This is a genomic window from Amycolatopsis mongoliensis (assembly GCF_030285665.1).
GTDB classification, from domain to species: Bacteria; Actinomycetota; Actinomycetes; order Mycobacteriales; family Pseudonocardiaceae; genus Amycolatopsis; species Amycolatopsis mongoliensis.
In genome coordinates this window covers 6606474-6618597 of record NZ_CP127295.1, presented here as the reverse complement: position 1 = coordinate 6618597, position 12124 = coordinate 6606474, and the positions used below count along the sequence as shown (strand labels likewise).

Genomic DNA, 12124 nt, shown 5'->3' with positions numbered 1-12124 from the left:
GTTAACGCAACGTCCTTGCGTTAACTCGACCATAGGCCCGCCACCGCGTTAAGTCAAAGCGGTTGCGTTATCGTGGTGCCGTGCACTCAGCCCGCCGGCGCGCCCGCTCCGACCAGGACAAAGAGGTCCGCAAGACCGCCCTGCTGACCGCCGCGCACGAGCTCGCGGTCGAGCGTGGCGTGCGCGAGGTCACCCTCACCGAGGTGACGAACCGGGTGGGCCTGCACCCGTCGGCGCTGCGCCGGTACTTCGAATCCCGCGAGGAACTGCTGCTCGAACTGGCCGAGCAGGGCTGGGCCGACTGGCGCTCGCGGCTGCTGGCGGACCTCGACGACCGCCGGCTCGGCCCGGTCGAGGTCGCCGAGGCCGTCGCCGGGTCCCTGGAGGCACTCCCCCTGTTCTGCGACCTGCAGACGCACGTGGGCCTCAGCCTGGAAGGCGCGGTCCGGCTGGAGCGGGCGCGCCAGTACAAGACCGCGGCGTCGGAGGCGTACGACGCCATGACGGCGGCCCTGGTCGCGACCGGCGCCGGCCTGGACGCCGAGGGGGCCCGCACCCTGCTGACGGCGGCGATGAGCTGCGCGGCGTACCTGTTCCAGCTGTCCCGGCCGTCGCCGACCCTGCGTCAGCTGTACGACGAGGTGCCGAGGTGGGCGCACAGCGCGCTGCGGTTCCGCGAACAGCTGACGACCCTGCTGCGGGCGGTGGCCCTCGGCGTGCAGCGCCCGGCCGAGGAGCCGTGAGGGGTCAGGGGCCGGTCCGTCCTTTGCCCTTCACCGGGCCGTTCCCCCGGGCCTTGCCCTTGGCTTTGCCGCTCTCCTCGGCCGGACCGCGCACCGCGTCCGACGGAACCGGCTGGGGCCGCGGCACCACTGCCACCGCGGGCACCGAGGCCACACCCTCCCGGGACCCCATGAGGACGGTCGAGGCGGGCACGGACGCGGAGACCGACGACGACGGCGCCGGGCCGCTCGGGACGACCGATCCGGCGGCGGGCTCCCCGCCCGCACCGGGCCCCGCGGCATCCGGCCGGGTGAGCAGCACTCCGAGCACCACCGCGGTGACCGCGGTCGCGAGACCGCCGGCCGCGACCAGCTTCCGCCGGCGCGGCTGCTGCGGGACCACCGGCGCGGCCGGCTCCCGCAGCAGCCGCAGGACCTCACCGGCCGTGGGACGCCGCGCGGGGTCCCTCGCGGTCATCCGTTCGAGGACGTGGGTCAGCGGCGCGGGCAGCCCGGCCGGAACCCGGGGATGCCGGTGCAGCCGCGCCGTCGCCGACTCGGCGAGGGTGCCGGGGTATTCGCGCTCCCCGGTCAGGCACTCCAGCAGGATCAGGCCGAGCGCGTGCCGTGCCGGTCACCAGGCCGGTGCCGGTGACGTGGGTCGAATCCAGCTCGTGCGCGATGCCGAAGTCGGAGATGAGCGGGCCGTCGCCGCCGAGGAGGACGTTGGCGGGCTTGAGGTCCCGGTGCACGATCCGCCGGTCGTGGACGTGGGCCAGCGCTTCGGCGAGCTCCGCCGCCAGCTCCTCGACCTGCCCGGCCGGTACCGGCCCGGCGAGCAGACGCTGCGCGAGGTTCTCCCCGGTCACCAGCTGCATCACCAGGTAGGGCCGGTCGCCTTCCGTGCCGCTGTCGTACAGGGCGACCACGCGGGGGTGGTCGATGCTGGCCTGGATGGCCTTCTCCCGCGCCCGGCGCAGCCGCTCCACCGCCACCGCGCCCCGGTCGTACACCTTGACCGCGACGTCCCGGCACAGCCGCTGGTCGAAGGCCTGGTAGACGCGCGCGGTGCCGCCAGTGCCGATCAGGCCGCCGACCTCGTAGCGCCCGGCGATCACCTCCGGCGGGTCGTCGCGGGCCCACCACGGCCGGACACCGGCCACGTCCAGCGAGTACCGGGGGAAGTGGGGGCGCCCTCGCCGGTGTGCTCACCGAACATGGGCGACCCGCCTGTCCGTCGTTCCGGGGAGCACGGTTCCGGGGAGCACGGTGTGCGACCTCCGCAGGCTGAGTGCGAACACCGGCCGCGAGGCTCGGCGCTGGGCTACGGCTGCTGGGCTGAACCGTGGAATGAGCCAGCACCCTACCCGCCGCCCGGCGGTGCCGCCGATGCTGTGCGGATCCCGACAACGCCGTTTCGACCGCGCACCGACGGGTACGGGCCGCCCTGTTCAGCTCGCCAGCACCACCGACCGCGTCAGGTGCGCGGGCCGGTCCGGATCGCGGCCCGCGAGCTCCGCCAGCGCGACCGCCAGCCGCTGGATCGCGACCAGTTCGGCCAGCGGGTCCAGCCCGCCTCGGCGCAGGTGCGCACCGGTGGCCTCGATCCGCGACACCAGGTCGGCGTCGAGCGGGGCCAGGCTCCAGACCGCGCGCCCCGGCGCCGCCACCGCGATCGGGCCGTGGCGGTACTCCATCGCCGAGTACGACTCCGTCCACCACGCCGCGGCCTCGCGGACCTTCAACGCCGCTTCGTTCGCCAAGCCCACCGACCAGTCCGTGCCCAGGAAGGAGATCTGGGACGCCGCCACGAAAGCGTCCAGCGGCTCCGCCAGCGCCCGGGTGACGTCGGCCAGGGCCCGCTCCACCGGCAACCCCAGATGGGCGCGCAGGAGGAGCAGCTGCGTCGTCGGGAACCGGGTCTGCACCACCGAAACCTCGTCGGCGTACGGCAGGCAGACGACGTCGTCGGACGCGCGGGCCGCCGGGGAGCCGGCCACCGCGGTGATCGTCGTGACGCGGGTGCCCGGGCGGACGCGGCCGAGCGCGTCGAGGATCTCGGTCGTCGTGCCGGAGCGGGTCATCGCCAGCACCCGGTCGTAGGGCCGGTCGAGCTTCGCTTCCGACGCCGCGAAGACGTCGGTGACGCCCTGGCCCGCGTCTTCGCGCAGCCGCGCGTAGCTCTGGGCCATGAACAACGACGTCCCGCAGCCGATGACGACCACGCGCTCGCCCGGCGCGGGCAACGCGGGCGCGTGGTCCGGCAGCTCGCGCAGGGCGCGGGCCCAGCACGCGGGCTGGCTCGTGATCTCGTCGAGGGTGTGCGACATGGTTCTCCCGGTTCGAAGGTCAGCGGCCGAGGACGGCGCGCAGGGCGGGCTGGAGGCGGTCGCCGTGCGCGCGGACGAGGTCGTCGCACAGCTCGAAGATCCGCTCGACCGGTAACGCCGCGGCGGTGGCGGGGTCGGTCATCGCGGCGTGCCGGATGTGGCGCGGGTCGTCCTCGACGGCCGCGCGCACGACGAGGTCGTTCACGCTCAGGTACGTCCGGTTGAGCGCGGCGAGCTGCGGCGGCAGCGCGCCGATCCGGGTCGGCCGGACGCCGGTGCCGTCGACCAGGCACGGCACCTCGACCACCCCGCCGGCGGGCAGGTTTTCGATCAGGCCCCGGTTGACGACGTTGCCGTAGACGGTCCGCGGGGTGCCGGTGAGGACACTGTGGACGATCTGCGGGGCGTACTCGCCGGTGCCTTCGACGGGCAGCGGCTCGTCGGCCGCGATCGCGTGCCGGGTCCGGGCGTACTCGGCTTCGTTCTCCGCGACGATGCCGAGGTAGGCCCCGACCGGCAGCCGCAGGCGCTCGATTTCGGAGTCGTGCTTGAGGTACCACGGCACGTACTCGGCGGAGTGCTCGCTGGTCTCCGTCGGGTAGTAGCCGAGCCGCCGCAGCATGTCGAACCGGACGCGCCGCCGCAGCTGCCCGTCGGTCGCGGCCAGCTCCCGCAGCCGCGGGTAGAGGTCGGCGCCCGCGTGCTCGAACCGCAGCACCCAGGCCTGGTGGTTGACACCGGCCGCGACGTAGGTGACCTCGTCGAACGGCACCCCGACGAGCTCGGCGAGGCCGTGCACGGTCCAGTACACCGAGTGGCACAGCCCGACGACCCGGGTCAGCCCGGTGGCCTCGCCCAGGTACTGGACGTTCATCGCCATCGGGTTCGTGTAGTTCAGCAGCCACGCCTCCGGGCAGACCTCGGCGATGTCCGCGCCGAGCGCCTTCAGGAACGGGAACGTCCGCAGCGCGCGGAAGATCCCGCCGATGCCGAGGGTGTCGCCGATGGTCTGGCGCAGGCCGTACCGCGCCGGGACTTCGAAGTCGGTGCGCGTCGCCTCCGCCATCCCGATCTGGACCATGTTCACGACGAAGTCCGCGCCCGACAACGCTTCCCGGCGGTCGGCGTGCGCGGTGAGCACCGGTTTGACGCCGCGGACGGCGGCGATCCGCCGGGCCGCCGCCAGCGCGGTCGCCAGCCGGTCCGGGTCGATGTCGTGCAGGGCGACGTGCACGCCGTCCAGCTCGGGGTAGGCGAACAGATCGGCGAGCAGGCCCTGGGTGAACACGACGCTGCCCGCGCCGACGAAGGTGATCTTGGGGGTCATGCGAGGTCCGATCCGGTGCGTTCGAGGTGGACGAGGACGTCGTCCCACGTGGCCTGGCCGGCCGTGCCGCCAGCGGCGCGGACGGAGAAGCCGCCGCAGACGACGCCGCAGCGCAGGGCCGTCGCGAGCGGCAGCCCGGCCAGGACGGCGGCGAGGAAGCCGGCGTTGAAGCTGTCCCCCGCGCCCACGGTGTCGACGGCGTCCGCCGGGGCGCCGGGGGCGAAGGCGAATTCGCCGTCGCGGCAGCAGAAAGCCCCGTCCCCGCCGTCCTTGACCACGACGGCGGGGCCGCGGGCGGCCAGCACCGCGGCGGCCTGCCGGGCGGAGGCGACCCCGGCCAGCCGGGTGGCCTCCGCGGCGTTGGGGAGCAGGAAGTCCGTCTCCCGCAGCAGGGTGCCGACGTCCCACGTCCCGGCCGGGTCGTCGTTGGTGTCGACGGACGTGGTCGCGCCGTGGCGCCGGGCGGTGTGCAGCAGGGCGGGCAGTCCGGCGGCGAGTTTCGGCAGCAGGAAGTACGACGACGAATGGACGTGGCGGCTCGTGGCCAGCAGCTCGAGCGGGACGTCGTCCGCGGTGGTGGCGGTGAGCGTGCCCGGGGCGGTGACGATCGCCCGGTCGCCGTCGCGGGTGAGCACGGTGGTCAGCGGGGTCGGCAGGTCCGGGTCGGTGTGCAACGCCGTGGTGTCGACGCCGCGTTCTTCCAGGGCGGCGCGGACGAACCGGCCGCCGGCGTCGTCGCCGACGCGGCCCGCGAGGGCGACCTTCAGCCCCAGCCGGGCGGCGCCGGCGGCGGTGATGGCGCCGGAACCGCCGAGGGCGAGCACTCCCCTGGCGGCGAGCTGTTCGCGCTGGCCGAAGGCGAGGTCCGTCCGCAGTGGACCGACGATGACGTCGGGATTGGCGTCGCCGACGACCAAGAGGTCGAATCGGTGCATGATCAGCCCTTGAGCCCGCTGGTGGTGATGGACCGGACGAACGTCTTCTGCGCGCCGAGGAAGGCCAGCAGCACGGGCAGCACGGTGATGACGTTGCCCGCCATCACCGCGGCCCAGTTCGTGTGGTGCTGGCCCTGGAACGTGGTGAGGCCCAGCTGCAGCGTGTAGGTCGTGTCGTGGTTGACCGCGATCAGCGGCCAGGTCAGGTCGTTCCAGGTGCTGAGGAACGTCAGCACGGCCACCGTGCTGAGCGCGGGCCGCGACAGCGGCAGCACGATGGTGAACAGCACGCGCAGCCGCGAGCAGCCGTCGATCCACGCCGCCTCTTCGAGCTCCCGGGGCAGGGAGAGGAAGAACTGGCGCAGCAGGAACACCGCGAACGGCGTCACCAGCGACGGCACGATGAGCGCGCCCAGGCTGTCGATCAGGCCGAGCTTCTTCATCACCAGGAACGTCGGGATCATGGTGAGCTGGAACGGGATCGCCATCGTCGCGACCATCAGCCCGAGCAGCGCCCGTGAGCCGGCGAACCGCATCCGCGCGAACGCGTACCCGCCCAGCGCGCCGAAGAGCAGGTTCGACCCCACCGTCACCGCCGAGACGATCAGCGAGTTCGTGAACCAGCGCAGGAAGAGCGCGTTGTCGAGGACGTAGCGGAATCCCGCGAGGTCCACATGGGACGGCCAGAGCGCCGGCGGGAACCGGTTGATCTCGGCGTTGCTCATCACGGAGCTGAGCAGCAGCCACCCCAGCGGCGCCGCGAACACCAGCGCCAGCGGCACGAGCAGCAGGTGCCACGGGCTGAAGGGCAGCCGGGGCCGGCGCAGCGCGGGCAGCGCGCGGGTCGCGGGTACTTCGAGCCGGGCGGGCCGTGTCGTCATCGGAGGGCCTTCCCGGGCCGGCGCAGCACGCGGAGGACTAGCACGACGACGAGCAGGGCGAGCGCGAGCACGTAGGCCGACGCCGCGCCGTAGCCGGCGGTGAAGTTCTTGAACGCCTGCTCCCAGACGAAGTAGACGATGACGGTGGTGGAGCCGAGCGGGCCGCCCTTGGTCGTCACGTAGACCAGGTCGAACACCTGCAGGGACGTGATGAGCTGCCACAGCACCAGGAACGCCGTCACGGGGGTGATCGCGGGCAGCGTCACGTGCCGGAGCACGCGCCACGTCCCGGCGCCGTCCAGCCGCGCGGCCTCGACCAGGGACGGCGGGACGTCCTGCAGCGCGGCCAGGTACACCACGACGCAGAAGCCGGTGCCGCTCCACAGCGTGATCCCGACCAGCACCAGCAGTGCCTGCGCCGGGTCGGTCAGGAAGCCCTGCGGGGACACGCCGAGGTGGTGCAGCAGCGAGTTGGCCGCGCCGAACTGCGGGTCGAGGATGAAGGAGAACAGCACGCCCTGGGCCGTCGCCGAGAGCACGAACGGGACGAACACGAGCGTCCGGTAGAGGCCGACCAGGCGGATGCGGCGGTTCAGCGCCTGCGCCAGCAGGAACCCGAACAGGATGCTGAGCGGGACGTAGAGCAGCGTGTACAGCACGGTGTTCCCGACCGCCTGGGCGAAGTGCGGGTCCTGGGCGAGGGCGGCGTAGTTGTCGAGCCCGGTCCAGCGACTGGGGGTCACGAGGTCGTCGACCTGGAACGACAGCAGCAGCGACCAGGCCACCGGCACCACGCCGAGGCCGAGGATGATGAGCACGGCGGGCGAGACGTAGGCCCACGCGGCCGCGGTTTCGCGGCGCCGGCGGCGTTGGACCGGGGCGACCGGGGTTTTCGGGGGTTCCGGGTGGCGGAGCCCCCGGCCCGAGGCGGAGCCTCGGCTTGGCACGGTGATGGGCCTCGGCAGTCCGGGCATGGCGGCTCCCTATCGCGGAATGATCAGGGCGGCGTTCGCGGCCGCGGCGCAGTCGCGCAGCGCGTCGGCCGGTGTCGCCTGGCCGAGCAGCACGGCGACGATCGCGGTGCCGACGGCCGCCGACACCTGGGGGTAGGCCGGGTGCACCGGCCGGACGCGGGCGTTCTCCAGCGCGTCGACGAACACCGGCAGGCCCGGCGTCTCGGCGGTTTTCTCCTGCCACGCGGGCAGTTGCTGCGTCCGGCGGCTCAGCGGGAGGCTGCCCGCGCCGTCGTCCCAGCGGACGTCCTGGGCCGGGTCCGCCAGCCAGGACAGGAAGGTGCGCGCCGCCTGGACGCGCTCGTCGCCGTTGTCGAACAGGGTCCAGGTGTCCGGGCCGGAGATGGTCACCGGGCGGCCGCTGAAACTGGGCAGCGGCACGACCGCGTAGTCGATGCCGGCGTCGGTGATGTCGGGCAGCTGCCACGGGCCGGTCGGGACCATGCCGATGCGGCCCGCTTCGAACGCCTGGTACATCTGCTCGCTGCCGGTCTTCGGGTCGAGGTAGACGGCCTTCGCCGCGGCGAGGTCGCGGACGACCTCGAGCGCGCGCACGCCTTGGTCCGCGAACCCGATGCCGCGGCCGTCCGCGCCGATGACGTCGCCGCCGAGGTCCCACACCATCGGCCACAGCCGCCACACCGTGTCCTCGTCGCCGGTGGCGGGCCAGGCGGTGCCGAAGGTGCCGTCGGCCACGTCGGTGAGTTTCCGGGCCGTGCCGACGAAGTCGGCCCAGGTCCAGCCCGCGGCGGGCAGCGGGATCCCGGCCTTGGCGAACAAGTCCTTGTTGCACACCACGGCCAGGGAATCGAGCAGCGCCGGGACCGCGCGGACGCGGCCGTTGACGGTGACCGCCGCCCGGGCGGGCGCCCAGAAGCCGGGGCCCGCGTCGACGAGATCGGTGACGTCGACGACGCTCGGGCTGCGTGCCACGCTGGCCAGGTCCGAGCCGAAGACGTAGGCGATGTCCGGGAACGACCCCGACGCGAGCGCCGCGGTGATCTTCTGGAGCATCGCGTCGGCGAGGACACCGCCGCCCAGGTCGATCCGGATCCCGGGGTGGGTCCGGTGGAAGTCCGCGACGAGCGCGTCGAGGACCTTCTTGCCGGTGTCGGTCTGGCCGTGCCAGACCTCGACGGTGACGGGGCCGCCGCTGCTCCGGGCCGGACCGCAGCCGGCCACGGCCGCGCCGAGAGCCAGCCCGCCGGCGCCGCGCAGGAATCCGCGGCGGTCCATCAGCAGGTCTTGCGGACGTAGCCTGCTTCGCCCTTCGGGAGGACGTCGTGGTCGCGGCGCACGATGCTCAGCGAGCCCCACCGGCTGCAGGCGGTCTTGAGCCCGCCGTCGGTGTACTCGATGACGATCACGTGGTCGCCGAACGCGGGCGTGAACTCGTCGCAGTTCTTCTGCTGGCCGCACTCTTCGGCGATGGCGAAGTCGAGCCCGTTCGCCTGGCGCTGCCCGGACAGCTCGGAGGTGTTCTTCTGGGCGATCGCCAGGCCCTTCTGGTGGGCGTGCGCGGACAGCAGGCGGATGTAGGCCTGGGCGTCGGCGTCGGTCAGAAGTCCTTCGGAGCGGGTGAAACTGTCGTAGTTGTCGGGCTCGATCGCCTGGTACCCCTTGGCGGCGCAGTCGTCGACCCAGGCGTTCACCTTGGCCGCGACGCGGGTCCGCTTGTCCGCGGTGCGGAGGTCGAGCAGGGCCTCGCCCCAGTCCTCGTCGACGACCACCTTGCCACTGCCGTCGCGGAGGAGCAGGTCGTCCCACTCCCCCTCGGCGCCGGGCTGGGCCTGGAAAGCGTTGACGTAGCAGATGTTGTAGAGCCCGGCGGCGGGCTGGGCGGTGTGGTCGCGGCTGACCACCTTGACGTCGCTCGCCGGGGTGTACGCGCCACCGATCTGGTAGTCGAAGCCGGCTTTGACCGGCGGCGGGGTGACGGCGGCGGGGGCCGCCGAGGCCGAACACGCGGTACCACCGAGGACCGCGACCGCCAGGGCGGCGCAGGCGAGGAACTGAACGCGGGAAGAGGGCATCATCGAGCTCCGGATGATGGTGGGCACGACCCCGCCTCGGACCACGAGCACGTCCTGGCGACTCAGTCCGGGCTCGCGGCGGAGGCCGACATACCGGCTGGGCGTACCTCTGACGTCGGGCGTCCGTTCCGACGTGCTCAGCAGTAAAGCGAGCAGCACCGGACATGTCAAGTGCTCGATAGTGCAGGAAGTTCGCCCTTATTGCACAATATTGCGCGCATGGTGCTTCACGGCACGGCGGAGCCCCGGCCGGCGAGCGCCGGGCCGGTCCTGCTCAGCCGGGAGCGCGTTCAGGGCTTGCGGGCCACGGCTCCGGCGATCAGGCGCTGGGCGGTGTTGAGCGGCTGGAGGTTCGGGCCGTCCGACCACCAGTTCGCCAGCAGCACGATCCCCGGGTCCACCAGCTCCAGGCCGGGCAGCAGGTCGCGGATCTCGCTCTCGGTCCGCGCGGTCGCGCCGCCGAGCGACCCCTTGGCGATGGCCTCCTGGAAGGCCGCCATCGTTTCGTGGTCTCCGCCTTCACCCGGGTCGAACAGGTGCGAGAGGGCGACGTAGGACCCTGAGGGCAGCGCGTCGACGTACTCGCGCATGATCTCGGCCGGACGGTTCCGGTCGCCCTTGTGGTGGTGCAGCGTGGCGACGAACATCAGCGCGATCGGCCGCGACCAGTCGAGGTGCTGCCGGACCGTGTCGTGGTCGAGGATCGACTTGGGTTCGAAGATGTCGCCGGCGATGAACCGGGTCCGGTCGTTCTCCTCCAGGAGCGCCCGGCCGTGCGCGACCACGACGGGGTCGTTGTCGACGTAGACGACCTTGGCGAGCCCTTCGGCGCGCTGCACCACCTGGTGGACGTTCTCCGTGGTCGGCAGGCCCGAGCCGCAGTCGAGGTACTGGTCGATCCCCGCTCGTTCGGCGAGGAACCGGCAGACCCGGATCAGGTACCGGCGGTTCTCCAGGGCGAGGTCCGCGACCTCGGGCATCACCCTTTTCAGCCGCTCGAGCTCGTCCCGGTCGACCTGGTAGTGGTCCTTCCCGCCGAGCACGTAGTCGTACATCCGCGCGATGCTGGCCCGGCCCGGATCCACCCCCACCGGCGCGTTCACCCCGGCGGCTCCCGCCTCAGCTGGCACAACCCTCTCCCTGCTCCGCTGTCGAAGATCGCACCCAGGGTAGTCGAATCGCTCGGCTGCGTGAAGGCGACCCGACACGATCGGCGTGCCGCGCAACGAAGGGCGAACCCCCTCGGCGAAGGTGACCGGCGTTGCGGCCGCTTCGGCCTCCCCGGCGAACGACGCGGACAGCTTCGTCCCTCGCTCGGAGCCGATGCGGTGGGTGCGCTGTCGCTCGGCGTCGTCGCGCTCGCCCTGGTCGCCGTTCCCTGGTGGTGGCTGCTCGCCGTGCCGCACTTCGTCCTCGCCGTTGCGGGGTGTGTCGCCCTCCGAGCGATCACCCTTCGGCTGCACCGGGTCGACAGCCTGTCACGATGAAGGGATGAGCTCTCCCGCGTCCGGCCCCGCACTCGTCCCCGAGCTACTGGTCAGCGACATTCTGAACAGCATCGAGTTCTGGTGCGGGATCTGCGGGTTCGATATCGACTACCAGCGGCCCGAAGAGGGCTTCGCCCACGTCTCGCTGGACTCCGCGCACATCATGCTCGAGCAACGCGGCATCGGCCGGAACTGGCTCACCGCGCCGCTGGAGCCACCACTCGGACGCGGAATCAACTTCCAGATCAGTGTCCCGAGCCTCGACCCGATTCTCGCGGCATTGAGCGACGCCGGCCACCCGCTGTTCATGCCACCCGAGACGAAGTGGTACCGCATCGGAGAACTCGGCGAAGCCGGAGTCCGCCAGTTCCTCGTCACCGACCCCGACGGGTACCTCGTCCGCTTCCAAGCATCCCTCGGCCGCCGACCGATTCTTCGATAGGGGCCCGCTCTATGCTGCAGGGCCTACGGGGTGAGCACCCAGCGACCGCGTTGGCCCCCGCCGCGGAATGCTTCGTAAGCCGACGCGGCCTTCTCGAAGTTCACCGTGGCGGCGCGACGCGGCTCCAGCGTGCCGTCCGCGGTCAGGGCGAGCAGCTGCGCGAGCGCCACTCCGTCGGGGGCGACCACGCCGGCGGCGATCCGGATGCCGCGTTCGGCCGCCGGTTCCCGGCCGGGGAAGACGCCGAGGTAGCTTCCGTTGTCCCGCACCGGTTTCAGGGCCGCCTCGCCGAGGAGCGCGGCGTCGAGGACCGCGTCGAAGTCCGGGTGCCCGGGCAGGTTCGTGACGACCCGCTCGACGCCCGCCCGGGTCAGGAACCCGGTGTCGGTCGCCCGGGCCAGCGCGGTGACGGCCCACCCGGCCCGCGCGGCGAGCGCGACCGCGTAGCCGCCGACGCCGCCGGCCGCCCCGGTGACGAGCAGCCGTCCGGCGGGGGCGCCGAGCAGCGCCAGCAGCTGCGCCGCGGTCAGCGAGTTGAGCGGCACGGTGGCCGCGTCGAGCAGGTCCACTCCTGCGGGTACCGGCGCGACGTCCGACGCGGGGACGACGAGGTACTCGGCCGCCGCCCCCGTCGTCGCGTGCGGCGCGTGGGGCAGGTGCAGGGCGGCGACCGGAGTGCCGGCCACCAGGCCCGACACCCCGGGCCCGACCTCGTCGACCACCCCCGCGACGTCGAGACCGAGCCCGATCCCCACCGTCCCGCTGTCGAGGATGTGCAGGTCGGCCGCGTTGACCGCGGAGCCGGCCGTCCGGATCCGGACCTGGCCTTCGGCCGGGCGCGGATCGGGCAGGTCGACGACCTCCGGCCGGCCCGGGCCGGTGAGCATGATCGCGCGCACGCGACGTCCTTCCGTCGGGTATCGTGAGTCCTGCGGAGCACTGCTCCGCCGCTGC

At 72.8% G+C, this 12124-nt stretch carries 14 protein-coding genes; 3 read left to right on the top strand and 11 right to left on the bottom strand.

Features of this window, described 5'->3' with window-relative positions:
* Positions 1-80: 80 nt before the first annotated feature.
* On the top strand, positions 81-743 hold the full coding sequence (locus QRX60_RS31715) for a TetR family transcriptional regulator (protein ID WP_285995103.1): 663 nt from the start codon (positions 81-83) through the stop codon (positions 741-743).
* Positions 744-747: 4 nt separating this feature from the next.
* Here the strand turns inward: QRX60_RS31715 and QRX60_RS31710 are convergent, their stop codons facing one another.
* From QRX60_RS31710 to QRX60_RS31665, 10 genes are all read right to left on the bottom strand, one after another.
* The gene (locus QRX60_RS31710) at positions 748-1200 is read right to left on the bottom strand and encodes a hypothetical protein (protein ID WP_285995102.1); all 453 of its coding nucleotides are present in this window, start codon (positions 1198-1200) and stop codon (positions 748-750) included.
* Complete coding sequence (locus tag QRX60_RS31705; RefSeq protein ID WP_285995101.1) at positions 1160-1885, bottom strand: serine/threonine-protein kinase; 726 nt, start codon at positions 1883-1885, stop codon at positions 1160-1162. Before QRX60_RS31705 ends, QRX60_RS31710 begins: the two co-directional genes overlap by 41 nt.
* A 288-nt stretch (positions 1886-2173) precedes the next feature.
* Positions 2174-3052, bottom strand: coding sequence for an SIS domain-containing protein (locus QRX60_RS31700; RefSeq protein ID WP_285995100.1), 879 nt, complete (start codon positions 3050-3052; stop codon positions 2174-2176).
* A 19-nt stretch (positions 3053-3071) separates the two neighbouring features.
* A complete protein-coding gene (gene melA / locus QRX60_RS31695; RefSeq protein WP_285995099.1) occupies positions 3072-4379 on the bottom strand; it encodes an alpha-glucosidase/alpha-galactosidase in 1308 nt (435 codons plus the stop codon).
* A complete protein-coding gene (locus tag QRX60_RS31690) occupies positions 4376-5314 on the bottom strand; it encodes a carbohydrate kinase family protein (protein ID WP_285995098.1) in 939 nt (312 codons plus the stop codon). The genes melA and QRX60_RS31690 overlap by 4 nt, the downstream gene beginning before the upstream one ends.
* A gap of 2 nt (positions 5315-5316) precedes the next feature.
* On the bottom strand, positions 5317-6195 hold the full coding sequence (locus QRX60_RS31685; RefSeq protein WP_285995097.1) for a carbohydrate ABC transporter permease: 879 nt from the start codon (positions 6193-6195) through the stop codon (positions 5317-5319).
* Positions 6192-7169, bottom strand: a complete 978-nt coding sequence (locus tag QRX60_RS31680) for a carbohydrate ABC transporter permease (RefSeq protein WP_285995096.1) — start codon at positions 7167-7169, stop codon at positions 6192-6194. The genes QRX60_RS31685 and QRX60_RS31680 overlap by 4 nt, the downstream gene beginning before the upstream one ends.
* Before the next feature lie 9 nt (positions 7170-7178).
* Positions 7179-8444 carry an ABC transporter substrate-binding protein gene (locus tag QRX60_RS31675; protein ID WP_285995095.1) on the bottom strand — a complete coding sequence of 422 codons (1266 nt, stop codon included), beginning with the start codon at positions 8442-8444 and terminating at the stop codon, positions 7179-7181.
* Positions 8444-9268, bottom strand: coding sequence for an endo alpha-1,4 polygalactosaminidase (locus QRX60_RS31670; RefSeq protein ID WP_285995094.1), 825 nt, complete (start codon positions 9266-9268; stop codon positions 8444-8446). The genes QRX60_RS31675 and QRX60_RS31670 overlap by 1 nt, the downstream gene beginning before the upstream one ends.
* A gap of 263 nt (positions 9269-9531) precedes the next feature.
* Positions 9532-10371 (bottom strand): SAM-dependent methyltransferase, encoded by an 840-nt coding sequence (locus tag QRX60_RS31665; protein WP_285995093.1) that lies wholly within the window; start codon positions 10369-10371, stop codon positions 9532-9534.
* A gap of 198 nt (positions 10372-10569) precedes the next feature.
* On the opposite strand from QRX60_RS31665, the gene QRX60_RS31660 reads away from it, so the two are divergent.
* Positions 10570-10728 carry a hypothetical protein gene (locus QRX60_RS31660; protein ID WP_285995092.1) on the top strand — a complete coding sequence of 53 codons (159 nt, stop codon included), beginning with the start codon at positions 10570-10572 and terminating at the stop codon, positions 10726-10728.
* Between the two features lie 4 nt (positions 10729-10732).
* Entirely contained in the window at positions 10733-11170 is a 438-nt protein-coding gene (locus QRX60_RS31655) for a bleomycin resistance protein (protein WP_285995091.1), read from the top strand.
* A gap of 23 nt (positions 11171-11193) precedes the next feature.
* On the opposite strand, the gene QRX60_RS31650 is transcribed toward QRX60_RS31655, so the two are convergent.
* The gene (locus tag QRX60_RS31650) at positions 11194-12069 is read right to left on the bottom strand and encodes an alcohol dehydrogenase catalytic domain-containing protein (RefSeq protein ID WP_285995090.1); all 876 of its coding nucleotides are present in this window, start codon (positions 12067-12069) and stop codon (positions 11194-11196) included.
* Positions 12070-12124 lie beyond the last annotated feature (55 nt).